The sequence below is a fragment of the Shewanella sp. GD03713 genome (assembly GCF_029843705.1).
Taxonomy (GTDB): domain Bacteria; phylum Pseudomonadota; class Gammaproteobacteria; order Enterobacterales; family Shewanellaceae; genus Shewanella.
Window position 1 is genome coordinate 441,473 of record NZ_JAOCIW010000001.1, and the last position, 19,397, is coordinate 460,869.

Here is a 19,397-nt window from a genome sequence, read left to right on the forward strand (position 1 = left end):
AGCTTGGTACTAATAGGAAGTCAATTTTTTGACGCAATGCGATAGCTTGCTATGACTGGCTTTTACGGAGAGTGGTTCGAAAAATTGGCGTTTAAATCTGCCTTAACTAGATGTGGTATCTTAAAGCAGAATAGACGCAGCATCTAGTACCTTTGTTTTATATATAGAAACATATTTATAACAAATTGGTCTGTGTATAGAGATTAAAATTTTATGAATTCTGCTAAAACGGCGTTTAGGTGAGCTAAAAAGGAATTGATTGGTTAGTTTTGATGAGCCGCAACTCCTATAGAGGAGCTGCGGCTATAGCAAATTACAAGTTAACCGCCTGGCGATAACTTTGATTTGCGTTACCTTGTTCGCCGAGTTGTTCTTGAATACGGGCAAGTGATAACCAAGACGCTTGGCTTGGGGCGAGACGACACACATTCTGCCAGCAGGTTTTAGCTTCTTTCATGTCGCGGGTTTGTTGATACAACAGCGCTAAGCACTTTTGGTAATCAGCATTATTCTCATGGGTGATTTCATGCTTGAGTAATTGCTTGCGGATCTCTTCGTCATGGGCGGTGACTATTTGTGGTATTACTTCTAACAGTGACGACTCTGGCGAGCTACGTAGCTTTTTCGAGAGTAATTTAAGCGCTTGGTCTTTACGATTGAAGCGGCATAAGCCCATGGCATAAATCGCTAAAAACTCAGACTGGTTACGTTCATCGCGTGAAAGCCATTGCCAGCATTGTTCTAGGGCTTCTTCCCCTTTTAGACTCGCCGCTTTTAACAGGGCGCAATGGGTTTCAATGCTTAGTGCATTTAGCTTGGTATCCTCTAAGATCTGCCGTTTCTTCAGTATTGGGAGCAATAGCTTAAGCGCTTCCCAATCTTCCTGGGCGCGATATAACTCGAGGGCGAGTTTCAGCACAGGGGCTTTACTCTTGCTAGTTGGGGCTAACTTATCGAGCTCGGCTCTGGCTAAGGCTAATTCACCTTGTTTGAGTAAATAACGGGTACGAGTGGTAGCTACCGCATTGGCCGTCATAGGCTGGGCTTCAGCGCGGGCAAGATATTGATCTCGTTCGGCAATTTTATTTTGATGTTGAGCAGCACGTGCAGCGGCTAATAAATTTAATGCTGGCAGTTCACCGTTGTCGGCCCCTTTAATCATGGCACGTTCTGCCGCAGGCCAATCTTCTTCGGCAATCGCGAGTGCGCCCATCAGAGTGTGTTTCTTGGCAGACCGGCGACGCCAATGCTGCGGGATAAAACGGCTACGTAGCAGCAGATTAATCACAGTGATCACTAACCATTCCAGCACTTGGAATAGCGCATAAAACACGATTAACATGACGATGCCAAAAACTAAACTGGTCTCAAGCTGGTAATCACCCGCGGCAATATACACATAGCCAGTATTGCCAACAATCCAGGGGCTGATACACAGGCCTAAAAGTATAATACCAAGAAATATTAATGCCTTAATCATAGCTGCGGTTCCTCTGCAGAGGTGAGTTCACCATAGCTGGTTAACTGTAATAACAGCGGTTTAGCGGCAAAAGATTTCAGCGTAATAGGGTCAAGATCGAGTGTTGCCAACTTGTCGATTTCGGCAATGGCCTCGCTAGTTTGATGCGCTTGAACATCAAAATAGGTTTGGATCCACTGGCGCGCCATCATCAGTGATTGATGATAAGCGGCTCTATCATAGCGATAGAGTGCCAGTTGTGATTGCAGCAGTTTATGGCGGATATTCTCAACCAAATACCATTGTTGCTCTGGAGCAAGTAGGGCTGGCGCATCGGCGGTGCGATGACGAATAGTAATAAAATCTTGAGTCAACGCCTTCCAGGTTTTACTCAGATTACTTTGCCAATCGTTAAGATCGCCGGAAATGGTCGTATCTTCAGCCGTGCTTGCTTCAGCGTCGGCACGATTTAGCGGCAATTTGTCAAGTTGGTCGATTAAGGCATCGAGTGCTAATACACCACCTTCAATATCCAAACTCTTAATATTGGTGGTCGCCGCAATATCCTTTGCCAATGCCTTACGGATTGGCAGTAATGCGGGGTTGTTCATCGCGGCAATAGTTTCATCTGCGGATTTTAATAAATCGGTTGCCGTGCGCGGATCTTTTTCGAGCCAAAGCTTACGTCCAGCCATGTTTACTAGATATTCGGCTTCTGAGGCCATCCAGTGGGTTGGGCTGCGCTGGGCCAGTTTCTCTAGTCTGTCCTGTAACTGGTTTTGATCTGTGGCAAGCTTAGATAACTCTTGGAAGGTTTTTGCATCTGAGAGTTGTTGTTGCTCAAGTTGTGCAAGACGCTGATTTGGGACGAGTAAAGCCTGTTGCAACTGATCTTGCAGGGCTAGATTTTTCGTCTCTTGCAGTTGAAGCTGTTGCTGCATTTGTTGATACAGCAAATAGCCACCACCTATGGTGCAAACGGTCAAGCCTAAGGCCAGTAGTACACCAAAACGAATAGCCCATGAGCTACGATTCACTTGCACCACTTGGTGAGCAGCTTGGGTCGATTTGGGTTTGCTGGCTTGCGACTTAGTGTCGGCAGGTTTGACTTCTTGTTCTTCAGGTTCTTCAGGCTTGCTCGCCTGTGACTCAGAAGCTTGGTTGTGTGGTGCAGCGTCATCGGTATTGACCGATGTGGCGAGAACTGGGATAGCCTGTGACTCTGGGCTTTGGGCGTCGTGCTTGTTGTTATCCATTTAACAGTCCTTAAAATCATGCTACTGCCGAAATTCGAGTAAAATCGGGCTAAATAGCGCTTAGAGTTTAAGGGCGTTTAGCACGGCTTTGCTGTTGGCGGCATTGGCATTGGTGACTTGGGTTATACCAAAGGCATGAGCTTGAGCTTCTACTCGGTTACTGGGGACTATGATATGACATGAGCGCAGCCATGCAAATAACTCTTTTGGCACTAGATTAATCAGATTATCCAGTACTTCACCACTCGTCACGACAATAGTATCTATCCCTAAGTCTCGCCAGTGTTGGCTAACCGCGGCGCCATCGAGTGGTGGGCAAGCGCGTTGATAGACTTCCCAATAGCGCAGCCTCGCGCCTCTGGCACTCAGTTGCTCAGCGAGGGCTTCACGACCACCGACACCACGAATGATAGTGATATGTTTGCCTTGGATATGTTGCAGTGCAGGCAATGTCAGCAAGCCTTCTGTTTGCTGACAATCATCCGGTGCTTCGAGAGCTTCAATTCCCTTCTCTTGCAGCGCTTCCCAAGTCGCATGACCTACGGCGAAATAAGGTACGCTTGGCCAGTCTTTAACTTGGGCAGTATCGACTTTAAACGCAGCATCAGCAAAGCTGACAGCATTGGCGCTGATACAGATAACCATATCGACATTAGCGAGTGGATGCGAAGAGTCTGGCGGCAGAGGGGGCGTGGCCTCAACGCAGAGCAGTGGCGTCACACAGTGTTCGATGCCTCTTTCATTCAAGGCATCGACCATCGACTGATTGCGCCCCTCGGGGCGCGTCAGTAAGACTTTCATCGTCTTAGGCTTTGGCGTAAACAGCGTCGAGGATGCTTTTAGCGCCTTTGCTCAGTAGTTCTTCAGCAAGGGCAACACCGAGTTGCGTCGCTTCGGTCTTTGGACCTGTGATCACGCCTTCGATGATTTCGCTACCATCTGGATTACCAACGAGGCCGCGCAGTGTCATCTCATCACCATCTATTTCGGCAAAGGCGCCAATAGGAACTTGGCAGCCACCTTCGAGGCGAGTATTCATGGCGCGTTCGGCGATGACTCGGTAGCGAGTCTCTAAGTGCTCTAAAGGTGCCAATAATGCTTTAACGCGCTCATCATTGGTACGACATTCGATACCGACAGCACCTTGACCGTTTGCGGGTAAGGATTCTTCCGCAGAAATAAAGCTAGCAATACGCTCAGATAATTTCAGGCGAATTAAACCCGCCGCAGCCAGGATAATCGCATCGTATTCGCCGTTATCGAGTTTCGCGAGGCGAGTACCGACGTTGCCACGCAGATCTTTGATAATCAGGTCTGGGCGTGAGGCGCGCAGTTGGCACTGACGGCGTAGGCTTGAGGTGCCTACCGTGGCACCGAGTGGCAGCTCACTGATTGACTTATAAAGGTTAGACACAAAGGCGTCGCGCGGATCTTCGCGTTCACAAATCACTTCCAGCCCTAAGCCTTCGGGGAAATCTACTGGCACGTCTTTCATCGAGTGTACGGCGATATCGGCTTGGTCTTCGAGCATAGCGACTTCGAGTTCTTTCACAAACAAGCCTTTACCACCAACTTTCGCTAATGGCGTGTCTAAGATAACATCGCCCTTAGTGCTCATTGGCAATAGCTCCACCACAATACCTGGGTGAACGCGTTCTAATTCTGCTTTAACAAATTCAGCTTGCCACATGGCCAGCGGACTCTTGCGGGTAGCGATACGTATGCGGTTTTCAGACATGCCTAGTTTCCATCAGAGATCTTAGTTGCGCCAATGCTAACATTGGCTATTCGCGAATGTAAGGAAGCCGTATCGATTCTTTGAAGTCGGCGGTGTTCTAAATAGTATAAAAGTGTGATGGATATCTCATTTAGTTGCTCAGCTTTGCAAAAGTGTTAACATGAGCACACTTCTCAATTGTGCTTAAGTGTCGTGTTCTAGGATGGATCAGCAAGGCCAGTTTCCTGATATTGCAGAAAGACTTAATCAGGTTCGTATTGCACGGGCCTTAGCCTTGTTGTCTCCGTTGCAAAAGCATTTGTTCCGTTTGATCCCCTTTTTACTTCAACAGAATAGCGTCCAGTATCCCGGCTTTGTCGATGCCGACACACCGTGTGGGATCCAAGGTTATCGTCCTGATTCACTTGAGGCGCAGGCCTGCGATGTATTTAAGCTCCCCTTTATTGCTAATGAGGTTGAAAATCCAGCCTTTGAAGGCGTTTACGCTATGGGTAGCACGGCCAGTTTTGGCCAGAATGCCAAGAGTGACGTGGATGTATGGCTAGTGCACCATGCACAGCTGTGTGATGAGGACTTAGCCTTTATCAAATTAAAAGCCGAGCGTTTAACCGCTTGGTTTGCCGAATATCAGTTTGAGGTGAATTTTTACTTAGTTCACCCGCTGCAATTTTCTGGCGATAAATCGCAGCGTTCCGGTTGCCAATCGTCGATGGCCCATGAGCACAGCGGCAGTACGCAACATTGGTTATTGCTTGAGGAGTTTTACCGCAGCCAAATTCGGTTAGCGGGTAAAACCATCGCATGGTGGCCCGATGCCAAGCTTAATCCTGAGCTGCTGTACCTAGGTAATGTGCACGAGCTGCCGGCGAGTGAGTACTTTGGAGCGTCGCTGTGGCAGCTCTATAAAGGCCTTAATAAACCCCATAAGGCGTTGATAAAAGTACTGCTACTGGAAGCCTATGCGAGTGAATATCCCCATTCGCAACTGTTGTGCGACAGGTTATGGCAAAAGACCTTAGCGGGAGATTTCTCCACCTCTAACGATGCTTATTACGCGATTTATGAGGTCATCGAAGCCTATCTATTAAAGCAGAATGATAATCGTCGACTCGAGATTGTGCGCCGCTGTTTTTATCTCAAATGTGGCGTGTATTTGAGTGTTGCGGACCAAGGCAAAGACTGGCGCTACGCCAAAATGCAAAAGCTAGTGCAAGAATGGCAGTGGCCCGACAGCTTGATTTCGACCTTAGATGACTGTGAGCATTGGCACAGCGGACAATTGAACTGGTTCAATGAACAGCTCAACGAGTTGCTGCTGGCGAGTTACCAAACGCTGCTGCGCTTCGCCTCGACCCATGAGTTGAATGAGGGGCTCAGGATTGAAGAGCTGGGGATGCTCACCCGCAAGTTGCACACTTACTTCAGCCAAGATGAAGATCAAATCGCTAAGTTAAATCTGCTTTGGAGCCGCTCAGTCGCCGAATCTGAAGTGACCATGGTGTCTAGCACTAAGGAAAACCAATATTACCTTTATCGTCAGGGGCCAAAACCGCAAAATCTGTTGGGTGAATCGGCGATATGTAAGGGGAAAACTCCCTCGGCATTGATGATCTGGGGCTGCTTGAACGGCGTGTCGACGCCAGAAACCAAATGGTATGAGTTTGGTCAGAGTAAGGTTAAGTCTCGGCGCCTAACCGAGGCGGCGCGGCGGCTACTGAACTTTATCGACCACGACTGGCGGGTATCGAAACTTGACCTATGCCAGCCTTGGCATTTTAGAAAGCTGATTTTTGTTCTTAATCTCGACTGCGATCCTACCGTCCACTGGCATGGGCAAGAGATGATGGTCGATGTAATGAATGCCAACGTGTTTTCATTAGGCCGTAAGAAGGAAAATATGCTCGGCGCCCTCGATGCCATCTGCCTCAATAGTTGGGGAGAGTGGCAATGCCACCGTTTTGAGGGCGAAACCGCAGTATTGCAGGCGCTATCGTTTGTCACGCCGGGGTTAAGGCGAGCGACTCATCCGGTGGATATGGATGTGATTAGCTGCTCACAAAAACTCAGGCCTCAGCTTAAGTTAGCGGTGAAAAACCTGCTGAAACAAACCGTGCGCCTATGTCAGCAGGTGCAACAATCGAGCACTTTAGTGCAGCCGCTGCAAATCAGTCATACCCGTTATGGGATTTTCTTTAACCCATTAGGGATGGCGTATCAGGACTTGAGCGATGCAAAATCCTTCTATCAGCAGCTGTCACGCAGTCATCTGGTGCAATTGCCTCGGCCCGAGTTGGGCGACGATCCCTTTTCGAGTATGCCGAAAATTATTCAGAACTTTGCGGCTAAAGGAGCGATTCAATATTTCCTGCGCCAGCGGCCCGAAAGTCTGGATGTGTTTATTCTCGATGAAGATAATCAGCTCAGCCATTATGTGCAGCCTGGCTCGAATATGATGGAGTTGGTCAACAAAGTGAGTCATCACTATGTATTTGATGAGTATTATGCTTCGAAGGCGAGGTTTAACATTCCGCAGTTTTTCCATCTAGTGCGGGTTGCGGGCGAGTTGACTGTCATGCCCTTTGGGGTCGATATCAATAACGCTAACGTGGAGTTTTAAGCGGGAATCGCTCCCGCTTGTTAAAGCTGCACGCGCTTATTAGAAGCTCAGTGCGATACCGCTCTGGCGAAGGATTGAGTCCTGTACAAAGGGCATAAACTCGCCACCATTACGGCCATCAATCCATTTACCATCAACAAAACCAAAGTGATAGCCACCGAAACGGGTCGCAACCCAAATCTCATGCAAAGGCTCTTGTTTGTTGATAACAATTTTCGAACCATCGACAAATTCCAGCTGTAACACGTTACCGCTGGCATCAATATCGACATCGGCGTCTTGTTCATCAATTGCGGTTTCGATAGCGGTCTCTATCGCTTGGAACATGTCATCGGCGAGCTGGTGAAATTCTGTATCTGTCATGGCCATGCATTTCTGTCCTTTGCTTTCGTCAAGATGGGTGCGATTATAAGGCTATTAGTCACCAGATGCACAGATGTTGAGAAAAATGAGACTGTTTTTATTGTTATTGCTTGGTAGCCTATTCATTACAGCATGCGGTCAAAAAGGCCCCCTGTATAAATCCTCTCCCGCAGAGGTGAGTCAGCCTACAGAAATTAAGGCGCCGAAGAGTGAAGCGACCCCTGCCGACCCGGCGGAGCCTCAAGCTGAAACTGAAAAAACACAATAATAATCAGCATAATTACAACAAAGCGCAGTAAGGAATCGGACATTGGATCACTTTCTCTACCAAGACAATACCCTGTACGCCGAAGGCTGTCGGGTCAATGATTTAGCCCAGCAGTATGGCACGCCACTGTATATCTATTCCCGTGCGACGCTCGAACGTCACTGGCATGCGTTTAACAATGCGGTGGCCGACTATCCACATTTAGTATGTTACGCGGTGAAAGCCAACTCTAACTTAGCCGTGCTAAACGTCTTGGCTCGTTTAGGCAGTGGTTTTGATATTGTCTCGGGCGGTGAGTTAGCGCGGGTGATTGAAGCCGGTGGCGACCCGGCCAAAGTGGTATTTTCGGGCGTGGGTAAAACCGTTGCCGAAATGGAACAGGCACTTAACCTCGGTATTTATTGCTTTAATGTCGAATCGAGCGCCGAGCTTGAACAGTTAAATCAGGTTGCAGGCCGCTTAGGTAAAGTTGCTCCCGTGTCACTGCGGGTGAATCCCGATGTCGATGCCGGTACGCATCCTTATATTTCGACGGGTCTTAAAGAGAACAAATTTGGTATCGCCATGGATGAGGCTGAAGTCGTATTCGCCCGTGCCCATGCGCTACCACATTTGCAGGTAAAAGGGGTCGATTGCCATATCGGTTCACAACTGACAGAGATCCAACCTTTCCTCGATGCGATGGACAGAATGTTGGCCCTTATCGACCGTCTGGCCGAGCAAGGCATTGTGATTGAACACTTCGATGTGGGTGGTGGTTTAGGGGTGACCTATGACGATGAAACTCCGCCGCATCCTGATGTTTACGCCGCAGCCCTGCTCGCACGTTTAGGCGATCGCAAGCTCAAGTTAATTTTCGAGCCGGGTCGCGCCATTGCCGCTAACGCGGGCATTTTCGTCACTCAGGTGCTGTACCTTAAAGAAAACAGCGATAAACGTTTTGCGATTGTCGACGGCGCGATGAACGACTTAATTCGCCCCGCACTCTATAGCGCTTGGCAAAATATCATTCCGGTAAATCCAAGGGATGAACAAGCGCAAGTATTTGATATCGTAGGGCCAGTGTGCGAAACCGGTGACTTTTTAGGTAAAGACAGAGCTCTCGCGATTGCGGCAGGGGATTTATTGGTTGTGCGCTCGAGCGGTGCCTACGGTTTTGCCATGGCCTCTAACTATAACACTCGTCCCCGTGCGGCCGAGGTGATGGTCGATGGTGACAAGGCTTATCTGGTGCGTGAGCGAGAAAAATTAGCGCAGCTCTGGCAAGGTGAGCAACTCCTGCCGTAAACTAGAAAATTATATTGATTCAGGCGCTTGGCTAGTTAATGGCGGCGCCTAGGCTTAAAGGATAAGTATCTTGATCCAATTCACTAAGATGCACGGACTGGGCAACGATTTTATGGTGGTCGATGGTGTCACGCAGAACGTGTTCTTTTCGCCTGAGCAGATCCGCCGTTTAGCCGACCGTAACTTTGGTGTCGGTTTCGATCAACTTTTGCTGGTTGAGCCGCCCTATGATCCCGATTTGGATTTTCACTATCGTATCTTTAATGCCGACGGTGGTGAGGTCGAAAACTGCGGCAATGGCGCCCGTTGTTTTGCGCGCTTTGTTCGTAATAAGGGTCTGACAAATAAGAATAAAATTCGTGTAAGCACCTCTGCGGGTAAGATGACTCTTCGCCTCGAACGTGACGGCACTGTCACTGTGAATATGGGCGTGCCTGTGCTCGATCCTAGCCAAATTCCTTTCAAAGCCAAGAAGGCCGAAAAAACCTATCTGCTGCAAACGTCGCAACAAACCTTTTTATGTGGTGCGGCGTCCATGGGCAACCCCCACTGCGTGCTCGATGTGGAAGATGTTGCTAACGCGAATGTCGCCGAGGTTGGTGCACTGCTCACTAAGCATGAGCGTTTTCCGCGCGGGGTAAACGTCGGCTTTATGCAGGTGGTGAACTCGGGCCATATCAAGCTTAGAGTTTACGAGCGTGGTGCGGCCGAGACCTTAGCCTGTGGCACTGGTGCTTGTGCCGCAGTGGTGGTAGGGCAAATCCAAGGCAAACTCGACCAACAGGTACGTGTCGACTTGCCGGGGGGCACCTTAACCATCAATTGGGAAGGTGAAGGCAAACCCCTGTGGATGACGGGGCCAGCGCAGCACGTTTACGATGGACAAATTCAGTTATGACCGAGCCTTTGATGCCGCAGACCGATCTTCCCTTCGATGAGTTGATTATTCGCGAGTACCTACTCGATAACCCAGACTTTTTTAATCGTTATCCCGAGCTGTTACTTGCGATGCGTTTACCCCATTCGGAGCGCGGCGCGATTTCCTTGGTCGAGCGTCGTCAAGAGTTACTGCGCCAACGGGTTGGGCAACTCGAAGAAGAAATCACCAGTCTGCTGGCGATGGCAGCGCGCAATGAAAAGATATTCCTCTTTAATACCGAGCTGTCTTTTAAGTTACTCAATTGCGTTAATTTAGAAGCCCTTAAAGAAGTGCTGGCCGATAGTTTAAAGACGCAGTTTAATTTTACCCATGTGCGCCTGATCAGCGTGTTAGATGCCGATGTGGAGATGCAAGCGATTTGGGCTCAGCGTCTGCGCAAGGATTACTACTTTGGTCGGTTAACCCAGCAGGAAGCGAAACGCCTATTTGGTAGCGAAGTGGGCTCTGTCGCGTTAGTGAAGTTAGCCGATGAGATCCCGATGATTTTTGCCGTTGCTAGCCAAGATGCGGCGCATTTCCATCCCGATATGGACAATATGTTGCTCGAACAATTGCGCCGATTACTCGCACATATGCTGGCCAAGCTTTAAGGTACATGGTGCGCCTTGCCTCAATTGCGTAATGATGAGGAGATGGAGATGACCCCACAGTGTCAGTCCTATTTGCAGCAGTTTGAAACCTATATGCAGTCTGAGCGCCAGTTGTCGGCGCATACGGTTCGCAATTATATGTATGAATTGCAGCGGGGAAGCGAGTTACTGCCAGAGGGCGTGAATCTGCTCAATGTGGGTCGTGAGCATTGGCAACAGGTGCTTGCTAAGCTGCATCGCAAGGGCTTGAGCCCGCGCTCGCTGTCATTGTGGTTGTCGGCCATCAAACAGTGGGGAGAGTTTTTATTGCGCTCAGGCGTGATTGAACTTAATCCTGCCAAGGGGCTGAGCGCGCCCAAACAAGCCAAACCGTTACCGAAGAATATCGACGTCGATTCTATTTCGCATCTGCTCGCGATAGAGGGCAATGATCCGCTGACCCTGCGTGATAAAGCCATTATGGAGCTGTTTTACTCCAGTGGATTGCGCTTGGCTGAACTGGCGGCGCTGGACTTATCCAGCGTGCAATACGACCAGCATGAAGTGCGCGTTTTGGGCAAAGGCAACAAAGAGCGCATAGTCCCCGTTGGGCGTTACGCCATAGAGGCCATCAGTGCTTGGCTTAAGTGCCGCAAACAAATTTCCTGTGAAGATAATGCATTGTTTGTCACGGAGAAGGGCAAGCGTTTGTCCCATCGCAGTATTCAGGCGCGCATGAGCAAATGGGGTCAGGAGCAGGCGCTTTCTATGCGGGTGCATCCCCATAAGTTACGCCATTCCTTTGCGACGCACATGCTGGAATCCAGTGCCGATTTACGGGCGGTGCAGGAATTATTGGGTCACGAAAACCTGTCGACCACGCAAATTTATACCAGTTTAGATTTCCAACACTTAGCTAAGGTGTATGATAACGCCCATCCTAGAGCGAAAAAACAACAGGATAAATAATGCGTTGTTATCTTAGACCCCAGAATATTCGTGCGATCAGCTTCGATCTCGACGATACCTTATACGATAACGAGCCTCATATTCTGAATGCCGAAGCCGAGCTAACGCAGTTTTTGCATCAGGCTTTTCCGCTTACTCAAGCTTGGCAACCGCAGCAATGGCGACTGCTCAAGTTACAGTTGCTACAGCAAAATCCCGCCCTGGCTCATGACACCTCAGCTGCGCGAATTGCGACTCTGCATAAAGGCCTTTCGCTGCTCGGTTATAGTGAGTCGGAGGCAAAACGGGGTGCGCAGGAAGGGTTGGATTGTTTCTATTTCCATCGCAGCCATTTTCAGGTTTCAGACGAAGTATTGGCGCTGCTCACGCGCTTATCGGCCCATTTTCGGTTGATTGGTATCACCAATGGCAATGTGGACGCACAGCGCATTGGCTTGAGTGAGGTGTTCGAATTTGTGCTGCATCCTGGCAGTGGTGTGCGGATGAAGCCTGCTAAAGATATGTTTTCACAGGCCTGCGAAAGGTTAGATATCGGTTTAGACGAACTGCTGCACGTCGGTGATAGCATGAATGCCGATGTTCGCGGTGCGCGTTTGGCGGGGTGCCAGTCGGTCTGGCTCAACCCGAGTTTTGGTCGCGTGGCGTCGTTGCCGATAGCAGCCCTATTGCCCCATATGGAAATTGCGACCCTCGATGCTCTGCTGGAGATGTTACTGCCATAATTTGGTTTAAAGAAAGTTGAGCTAGGTTATCCGCTGAATTAAGCGATAGCTTAAGGTGATAAGGATCAAAGATTGCTTCACGGCTTTGCCGTAGAGTGTTCGATATCTTTCACTCGGTTGTTACGCCATCACTGTCAAGGAACTGCTATGGTGCGTTTAAGTCTGTTGCTCCTCTTGAGTCTATCGTTTATTGCCCCTGCGTCGGCGCACGAAATCCACTCCGGTGGTGGTTTTATGGCGGGCTTTAATCATCCCGTTTTAGGTTTTGACCATCTCCTTGCCATGTTGAGTGTGGGCATGCTCAGTACTCAATTGGGCGGCCGCGCCATTTGGACTGTGCCTTTAGCCTTTGTGTGTTTTATGTTAGTTGGTGGCATTTTAGGCCTGTATGCGATTCCGGTGCCCTTTGTCGAAATTGGCATTGCGCTATCTGTCTTATTGCTTGGGCTGGCGATAGCTTTTGACCGCCAACTTCCGCTGTTGTTTGCTATGGCTTTTGTGGGCGTGTTTGCGATTTTCCACGGCCATGCCCATGGGATGGAAATGCCTGAACTCGCCAGTCCCATACTCTATGCCTTCGGTTTCTTGTTTGGCACTGCGGTCATTCATCTTGGTGGGGTCATGTTAGGATTAGGCATGCAGCGCGTGACGGGCCAGCGCCGCTTAATGCGGGTATCGGGCGTAGCGATTGCGGCTATGGGTGGATATTTACTCGCAGGCTTTTAATGGCTTAACGCGCCTTGAGTTGCTTAGTGCAATGATGGGCGCGGCGCAGCATTTGCGTGACCTGTCTTCGGCTGGCGTGCATGTCGGCATCCCCAACGCGAAAATAAGTCCCCGCATAAGGATCTGTGCCGATAAACACGGGCTTTAGGTGCTCTGGCGCGAGTGGCACGCGAATCCTTATCAGCTTTTTATTCATAATTTCAATTAGCTGCACATCAGAAATCGCCAGGATATTATGGCTGGTGCGGCTGGGATCATCGAGGATTTCCCAAAACTCCTGCAACACGGGCAGGGGATTCGGAATGCCTTCAATGGTGAAATAACCATGTTCTTCACGCACCCCAAGGATAATCTCGCCACCTAAGGTGTTGGCGAAGGAGCTATAGGTCGCCCAAATATCTTCGGGGAGCTGGCCTTGACCGTCGCGGCCCCGCGCGAGTTTGAACTCCACTTGGGCGGATTCATGCAGTGAACCAATATCATCGAGTGCGAATGTGGGGTATGTCATGGCGGCGGCTCCTTGCGTAGCACACCACTTTTTGTAACACGCCAAAATAACAAAGGCCAGCAGTTGTGCTGGCCTTTGTTGTGAATCAGCTATCTGTACTAGGCGAGTTGCAGCGCCTTAGGGAAGAGGATGTTGTTCTCTAAATGGATGTGTTGGTGCAAGTCTGCCTCAAATTCGACCAGAGTCGCATAACAGACGCGCCATGTGGTGCAGGCGTATTCCGGCGGCGTAAAGTCATTGGTTAACTCGTGAAGCTTTTGCAAAATTTGCCCAGCTTCTTCGTGCTCGTATTGCATCGCATTGATGGGGTTGCCTATATGGCCGAAACAACCTTGCACTTGCTCACCTTGGCTCATGGCGCGGATCGCCGGGAAGAGGATATTTTCTTCCTTCATCAAATGCGGCATTAAGTCTTCAATTAAGGCGCGCACCCAGCCAGCGAAGGGAATAATCTCGGCATAATGCTCACCATGGGCGCGTACCATTTTCTCTGAATATTCGAGCAATAACGGTGCCTTAGCGCGAACATATTGATGGTGGGTGCGCTCGATATAATCGATCAACTGGTCGAGTGGCAATTGATTGAGTTCATCTTCCTTGGCTCCCGAGTGGGAAACGGCCTCCAATGCGGCGACGACTTGCTCAGGATTGGCCTCTGCTCGCTCGCAGGCATTGGCGAGTGCTCGACCACCCCCGCAGCAGAAATCGATACCAAATTGGCTAAACACGTGGGCGCGGCGAAAATCCTCTGCGACCAGTTCCCCCACTTTGCGTTCAAGCAATGGGGTGATTGAGGCTGACTGTGCTTCAACTGGGTTTTCGGATGAGAGATGGGCAGATAACATAGCAACACTCCAAAGCGAGAATAATTTTACATGCATAATATTTGCAGCTTTATATTCGCGCAATAAATCCTGACTAAATTAGTCGGGCATATCACATTTCATGCTATGAAATATCTCTAAGGGAGTAGCGAAGTTACCTTAAGGTGAGCGCAATTCAATTACTTTGCTGTGGCGGGGAATTGTCGCTAAGAAAGCCAAAGGCGAGTCATTGCTATGGCTCTTAGAGAGAAATAAAACGAACGAGCAGAATTAAGTGGAGTTAGCCGTGATTTGACTACCGACCAGCTAGCTAGAAAATTTGAATGTTAAGCCTCCTTAATTGGGGGCTTTTTATTGCCTTAATACGGCATAGGTATGCAATGGTTTTTCTAACGTCAGTACCCTGCTAATTTTAAAGTTATGCTCGAATAGTGAGGGGTTTTCTTACTCATAAAAAAGGTGGCAAGATTTTTCCAAGGTCAAACAGGTATTAATTGGAAGTCACGGGGAGGGTAAAACTTATCTTACTCGTTAGAACTTGGCACCAGTTTTGTGACACGTTAAGGGAGGGACATATTACACACGTTAGAGCGCCATTGATGGAAGGATTAATGGCTTTTAAAACGTGGGGAAGGTATCGGCTTAAGTCATACACATTAGTCTTTTTTCTGACACGTTAGATGCTCCACTTTCGGCTACTTCAAAACGTACAGGGGCGCGGTTCGTCGAAACAGTGGGTAGTTATATTAAATCTAGCTATTTGGTGTTGTGCGGACTTTGGCTATCTTTTTCTTCGCTAGCTTTTGGTTAAGTTTGTCGATGCGTTTTTCATAATTATCTGTCCATCCTTGCTTTAGAGCTTGCTTAGATATTTTTAATGCACCTTCAAGATCGCCTTCTTTCTCAAGAATAATCGCTAGTTGCTTGTAGCCTGTATGTGAGGGCAGCATTTGAGGTTCGTCATAATAAGGGTGCTTCATACCCGTTAATTGATGAAGCTGTTTTAGTTCTTTAGGTTTTTCGGGGTGACGAAATTTGTTGGCTGTTTTATCGGCTATGGCTATTTGCATTAAACACAGCTCTTTTACCCTTTCGTAGTGGTCGAGTTTTTCCCGCAACGCGTAGTGATGTTTGATAAGTGAGCCTAACACAAGGTGAACATCAATGAGGTTTGTCTTCGGGTTAGAGTATTCTGCAATTGTCACGCTTTCCGTTTTTGTTAATAAAATATCTTTAGCTTGACCCTTAGCAACACAAGCTAGAACGTGTATTAGACCGCAGATACCCGTGCCACTATGTCCATTATTAGAAAGTGGTTGATATAAAAACGGGGGATTACTTATTAAGCCCATTGGCTGGTAATCATTGGCAATTTGCTCCCTTTGCAGTGCTGTCAAAGCTGTTACCCACCACTCTTTCAGCTCAAACTTATCGAGTAAGTCCATAATCCCTCATTTTATACTTAGATGAGAACTCAAGAGTTTCCTTTATAAGCGGAGTGAATCGCTGTAATCAAGATAAAAACTAATGCGAGTAGATCGCTAGCTGTGGGTTCAAATGTGGGTTCAAAATGCAAAAAGGGTTAATCATTTCTGATTAACCCTTTTCAATACAACAGCTTAATCCTTGCGGATTAGTTCATGCCGTATTTCTTTAATTTTTTACGCAGAGTACCACGGTTGATACCTAGCATGTTTGCTGCGCGGGTTTGGTTGCCGCGAGTGTGTTGCATGATGATGTCAAGCAGAGGTGCTTCAACTTCACTTAGCACCATTTCATACACTTCTTGTGCTTCCTGACCGTCCAACTGTGCGAAGAAGTTAGTTACGGCACGCTTAACAGCGTCACGTAATAACTGGGGCTTGATAGTGCCGTTTGCGGTTTCGATTTTGCCAACGGTAAGCTGGTGAACTTCTGTGTTAGTTGTCTGATCAAACATTCTATTCTGCTCTTTATTAATTCTGTACTAATTCATCAAAATAATATTCCACCAGGGAATACTGTTCTGCAGCGGTTTCCAGCTGATTAAAGTCAGCCCGGAACTGGCGCTGATCCTCTTGGTCTAGGTACCATCCAATATGCTTTCTGGCGAAGCGGATACCCTTATATTCACCATACAAATCATAAAGTTTGGTGAGGTGTTCCAGCATCACTTGACGCTGTTCAGCCACCTCAATGGGCGCTAGCTTATTACCCGTACCCAAGTAGTGCTGGATTTCTCTGAAAATCCAAGGCCGTCCTTGAGCACCCCGTCCTATCATCAGAGCATCGACACCGGTATAGTCCAGCACGAAGCGGGCCTTCTCCGGACTGTCGATATCCCCATTCGCGACAACAGGAATCGAGACATTCTGTTTAATTGCTTTGATGGTGTCGTACTCGGCGTCGCCTCTGTACATGCATTGTCTCGTGCGGCCGTGAACGGCGAGCGAGGCGATACCACAATCCTCAGCAATCTGGGCGATTTGAACACCGTTCCTGTGTTCAGGCTCCCAGCCTGTGCGAATCTTTAACGTGACAGGCACCTCTACTGCAGCGACCACGGCTTGTAAAATTTCTTTCACTAAGGGTGGATTTTGCATTAGGGCAGAACCTGCCAGCTTTTTATTCACTTTTTTTGCCGGGCATCCCATGTTGATATCAATGATGTGGGCACCTTGTTCGACGTTGAACTGGGCGGCCAGCGCCATTAACTCTGGATCTGCACCTGCAATTTGCACTGAGCGAATACCTTCCTCGCCGGAATGCGTCATACGCTGGCGGCTCTTATCTGTGTCCCAAACTTCAGGATTCGATGAAAGCATCTCCGACACCGCTAAGGCTGCACCATAACGAAGACAGAGATTACGGAAAGCTTGATCGGTGACACCTGCCATTGGTGCCACGATCAGCTGATTCTTCAGTTGATAGGGTCCAATCTGCATTTACTGTTTCACCTTAGCTCTTCAAAGGGGCGCTATAGTAGCCCTTTTTATTGGCCGTGAAAAGGTCAATAAATGACCTAGGAGCAATTTTTTTTCTTGACTTTTTAGCCTTGAGAAGTCATCGACAAAATAAGCCTAAGCCAGTGGTGGCGCATGTTGCGCCACCCTTTAGCGTTATTTGCGCTTACCTGTCAAGCGGCTCCAATCTTCTTTGTGAGCCGCTTCGTCCATGTCGAACCATTGGCTATAGAAGTCAGAGATTTCTTGCGCTTGCTCTTTAAGCAGTCCAGAAAGGGCTAATTTACCGCCAGATTTGACACGCTCGGCGATAAGGGGGGCAAGTTCACGCAGTGGGCCTGCGAGAATATTGGCAACTAACACATCGGCCTTAAGATCGGCGGGTTGATCTTCTGGCAGATAAAGTGCCAATTGGTCAGCAACATCGTTACGCTCGGCATTGGCTTTAGAGGCTTCGATGGCTTGATAGTCGATATCGATACCTGTGACCTTTTTTGCGCCCAGTTTCAGCGCCGCCACGGCGAGAATGCCTGAGCCGCAGCCAAAGTCGATCACTTCTTCATTGCTGAGATCTAAGCTATCTAACCACTCTAAACACAGTGCTGTCGTTGGGTGAGTGCCTGTGCCGAAGGCCAGACCCGGATCTAAGATCACGTTCACTGCGCTCGGATCGGGAACTTCACGCCAGCTTGGGCAAATCCATAGGCGTTTACCGAATTGGATTGGGTGGTAGTTATCCATCCACTCGCGAACCCAGTCTTTATCTTCAATTTGCTCGATTTTGTGGCTGAAGTGCTCGCCTAAAAACGGCAGGGTTTTCAGCATCTCGATAGTCGGTGCGAGATCTGTGTCAGCCTCGAACAGGGCAACCACAACGGTATCTTGCCACAGAGGGGTTTCGCCCAGTTTAGGCTCAAAAATTGGGGTGTCTTTACCATCTTCAAAGGTAATAGAAACGGCGCCTTCTTCCATAAGTAAGTCGCTGATGGTTTCAGCATCGTCACTGTTAGTGTTAATGCGAAGTTGGATCCAAGGCATGGGTAAAATCCTGTGGCTAGGTTTAAAAAATATCGCGCTATTGTATACCCAAACTGCGCTAATTTGCAGAATTCGATGGCAATTAAACGTTAGCGATGTCGATGAGGTGGGTTGAGGGATTTGCGCTAGCAATCTAGGGGTTTTGGGTAGTAAACGAGGTTTATTTCAGCATGGACAAGGAGTTAGCTTGTCAGCTGTTGGTTGTACGCAAAATCGAACCGCTCGTTTCGATTTTTAATATAAAGCCATGAAATATAATGGTTAATTGGTTTTACCTTTGTTTGGTTTTTACGACTTTTTTGTGATCCTCTTCTAAGAGTTGACGCTTATCCCGTGAGTTGCCTCACGCTTTAAATCTGTGACACTCAGCCGCGTTTTTTGTTGCTGCTATGGTGTAGTTTGCAAAGAGGCGTCAACAAACCATTAAAGGGTAAAAGCAAGATGACAAGCGTAACGCGCGTTCACACTAGCGTGAAAACACAGGGGATAGGTCACCCTTGGTCGGCTAAGGCCGATAGATTACAGAGCGCGACTGGTATTATGCTGGGCTGCTTTCTGTTGTTACATATGCATTTCGAGTCGAGCATTCTGCTGGGGAAAGAGGCCTTTTACCATGTGGTGCAGTTGCTCGAAGGCGGTATGTTTAGTAGTACGGGCCATGGCTTTCCGATTGTCACTAAACTCTTCTCAGTGTTTATGCTGCTGGTGGTGATTCTACATGCTGCCGTTGCTCTTAGGCGGTTTCCGGCGCAGCTTGGGCAGTGGCGAGCGTTGCGATCACATTTAGGAGGCATTAAACATCGCGATACCCATGCTTGGTTTTGGCAATTAATCACGGGTTTTATTTTGTTTTTCCTAGTGCCTGTCCACCTCTTTACCATGATCTTAAATCCTGAAATTGGTCCACATTTATCGGCCGAGCGTGTCTATCACGATAATGCTTGGTTGCTCTACGCTCTGTTGCTGCCCGCAGTCGTCATCCACGCCATGATTGGTTTATACCGAGTGGCGGTTAAGTGGGGCATCACGACCCAGCGCTCCGGCTTACGTAAGCTTGCTAAGGTATTGATTATCTATTTGTTATGCCTAGGTGGTGCGAGCTTAGTCTCCTATATGTTTATCGGTAGTGAGCTAAGTGTGCCGGTGCAGCCTTACGTGCCCCATTGATTGA

20 protein-coding genes are annotated in these 19,397 nt (G+C 48.5%); 9 read left to right on the forward strand and 11 right to left on the reverse strand.

The genetic code is table 11. The annotated features are described in order from the left end of the window. Nucleotides 1-313: 313 nt before the first annotated feature. Genes N5E87_RS02045 through hemC form a run of 4 tightly spaced genes read right to left on the reverse strand, consistent with a single transcriptional unit; the run spans nt 314 to nt 4,453 of the window. Nucleotides 314-1,480: a heme biosynthesis HemY N-terminal domain-containing protein gene (locus N5E87_RS02045; RefSeq protein ID WP_279774967.1), complete on the reverse strand. Its 1,167-nt coding sequence runs from the start codon at nt 1,478-1,480 to the stop codon at nt 314-316. Then, nucleotides 1,477-2,715, reverse strand: a complete 1,239-nt coding sequence (locus N5E87_RS02050; protein WP_279774969.1) for a uroporphyrinogen-III C-methyltransferase — start codon at nt 2,713-2,715, stop codon at nt 1,477-1,479. Before N5E87_RS02050 ends, N5E87_RS02045 begins: the two co-directional genes overlap by 4 nt. A gap of 60 nt (nt 2,716-2,775) precedes the next feature. After that, on the reverse strand, nt 2,776-3,516 hold the full coding sequence (locus N5E87_RS02055; RefSeq protein WP_224021497.1) for a uroporphyrinogen-III synthase: 741 nt from the start codon (nt 3,514-3,516) through the stop codon (nt 2,776-2,778). A gap of 4 nt (nt 3,517-3,520) precedes the next feature. Next, a complete protein-coding gene (gene hemC, locus N5E87_RS02060) occupies nt 3,521-4,453 on the reverse strand; it encodes a hydroxymethylbilane synthase (protein ID WP_037430190.1) in 933 nt (310 codons plus the stop codon). Between the two features lie 202 nt (nt 4,454-4,655). Between hemC and N5E87_RS02065 the strand changes: the two genes are divergently transcribed. Then, on the forward strand, nt 4,656-7,070 hold the full coding sequence (locus N5E87_RS02065; protein ID WP_279774970.1) for a class I adenylate cyclase: 2,415 nt from the start codon (nt 4,656-4,658) through the stop codon (nt 7,068-7,070). A gap of 39 nt (nt 7,071-7,109) precedes the next feature. On the opposite strand, the gene cyaY is transcribed toward N5E87_RS02065, so the two are convergent. After that, nucleotides 7,110-7,439, reverse strand: coding sequence for an iron donor protein CyaY (cyaY, locus tag N5E87_RS02070; RefSeq protein WP_011621196.1), 330 nt, complete (start codon nt 7,437-7,439; stop codon nt 7,110-7,112). Between the two features lie 67 nt (nt 7,440-7,506). Here cyaY and N5E87_RS02075 point away from each other — a divergent pair, with 67 nt between their 5' ends. The 7 genes from N5E87_RS02075 to N5E87_RS02105 all read left to right on the forward strand — a co-directional run bounded on the left by N5E87_RS02075 (nt 7,507) and on the right by N5E87_RS02105 (nt 12,914). Next, the gene (locus tag N5E87_RS02075) at nt 7,507-7,701 is read left to right on the forward strand and encodes a lipoprotein (RefSeq protein ID WP_011627406.1); all 195 of its coding nucleotides are present in this window, start codon (nt 7,507-7,509) and stop codon (nt 7,699-7,701) included. 42 nt (nt 7,702-7,743) lie between these two features. Continuing rightward, nucleotides 7,744-8,988 (forward strand): diaminopimelate decarboxylase, encoded by a 1,245-nt coding sequence (gene lysA, locus N5E87_RS02080; RefSeq protein WP_086903860.1) that lies wholly within the window; start codon nt 7,744-7,746, stop codon nt 8,986-8,988. A 70-nt stretch (nt 8,989-9,058) separates the two neighbouring features. After that, on the forward strand, nt 9,059-9,886 hold the full coding sequence (gene dapF, locus N5E87_RS02085; RefSeq protein WP_086903861.1) for a diaminopimelate epimerase: 828 nt from the start codon (nt 9,059-9,061) through the stop codon (nt 9,884-9,886). After that, the gene (locus N5E87_RS02090; protein ID WP_011627404.1) at nt 9,883-10,518 is read left to right on the forward strand and encodes a DUF484 family protein; all 636 of its coding nucleotides are present in this window, start codon (nt 9,883-9,885) and stop codon (nt 10,516-10,518) included. The genes dapF and N5E87_RS02090 overlap by 4 nt, the downstream gene beginning before the upstream one ends. A 48-nt stretch (nt 10,519-10,566) precedes the next feature. After that, nucleotides 10,567-11,466, forward strand: a complete 900-nt coding sequence (gene xerC / locus N5E87_RS02095; protein WP_086903862.1) for a tyrosine recombinase XerC — start codon at nt 10,567-10,569, stop codon at nt 11,464-11,466. Further along, nucleotides 11,466-12,188: an HAD-IA family hydrolase gene (locus tag N5E87_RS02100; protein ID WP_086903863.1), complete on the forward strand. Its 723-nt coding sequence runs from the start codon at nt 11,466-11,468 to the stop codon at nt 12,186-12,188. Before xerC ends, N5E87_RS02100 begins: the two co-directional genes overlap by 1 nt. A 147-nt stretch (nt 12,189-12,335) precedes the next feature. Beyond that, nucleotides 12,336-12,914, forward strand: a complete 579-nt coding sequence (locus tag N5E87_RS02105; RefSeq protein ID WP_086903864.1) for a HupE/UreJ family protein — start codon at nt 12,336-12,338, stop codon at nt 12,912-12,914. 4 nt (nt 12,915-12,918) lie between these two features. On the opposite strand, the gene N5E87_RS02110 is transcribed toward N5E87_RS02105, so the two are convergent. The 6 genes from N5E87_RS02110 to prmA form a co-directional block, all read right to left on the reverse strand. Further along, entirely contained in the window at nt 12,919-13,422 is a 504-nt protein-coding gene (locus N5E87_RS02110) for an ATP-binding protein (RefSeq protein ID WP_086903865.1), read from the reverse strand. Nucleotides 13,423-13,520: 98 nt separating this feature from the next. Next, entirely contained in the window at nt 13,521-14,267 is a 747-nt protein-coding gene (ric, locus tag N5E87_RS02115) for an iron-sulfur cluster repair di-iron protein (protein ID WP_086903866.1), read from the reverse strand. 731 nt (nt 14,268-14,998) lie between these two features. Further along, the gene (locus tag N5E87_RS02120) at nt 14,999-15,691 is read right to left on the reverse strand and encodes a hypothetical protein (protein ID WP_086903867.1); all 693 of its coding nucleotides are present in this window, start codon (nt 15,689-15,691) and stop codon (nt 14,999-15,001) included. Between the two features lie 188 nt (nt 15,692-15,879). After that, on the reverse strand, nt 15,880-16,185 hold the full coding sequence (gene fis, locus N5E87_RS02125; RefSeq protein WP_006083371.1) for a DNA-binding transcriptional regulator Fis: 306 nt from the start codon (nt 16,183-16,185) through the stop codon (nt 15,880-15,882). A gap of 16 nt (nt 16,186-16,201) precedes the next feature. Next, the gene (dusB, locus tag N5E87_RS02130; RefSeq protein ID WP_086903868.1) at nt 16,202-17,170 is read right to left on the reverse strand and encodes a tRNA dihydrouridine synthase DusB; all 969 of its coding nucleotides are present in this window, start codon (nt 17,168-17,170) and stop codon (nt 16,202-16,204) included. A 174-nt stretch (nt 17,171-17,344) separates the two neighbouring features. Then, complete coding sequence (prmA, locus tag N5E87_RS02135; RefSeq protein WP_011621206.1) at nt 17,345-18,226, reverse strand: 50S ribosomal protein L11 methyltransferase; 882 nt, start codon at nt 18,224-18,226, stop codon at nt 17,345-17,347. Nucleotides 18,227-18,667: 441 nt separating this feature from the next. On the opposite strand from prmA, the gene N5E87_RS02140 reads away from it, so the two are divergent. Further along, complete coding sequence (locus N5E87_RS02140; RefSeq protein ID WP_086903869.1) at nt 18,668-19,393, forward strand: fumarate reductase cytochrome b subunit; 726 nt, start codon at nt 18,668-18,670, stop codon at nt 19,391-19,393. The last annotated feature ends 4 nt before the right edge of the window (nt 19,394-19,397 follow it).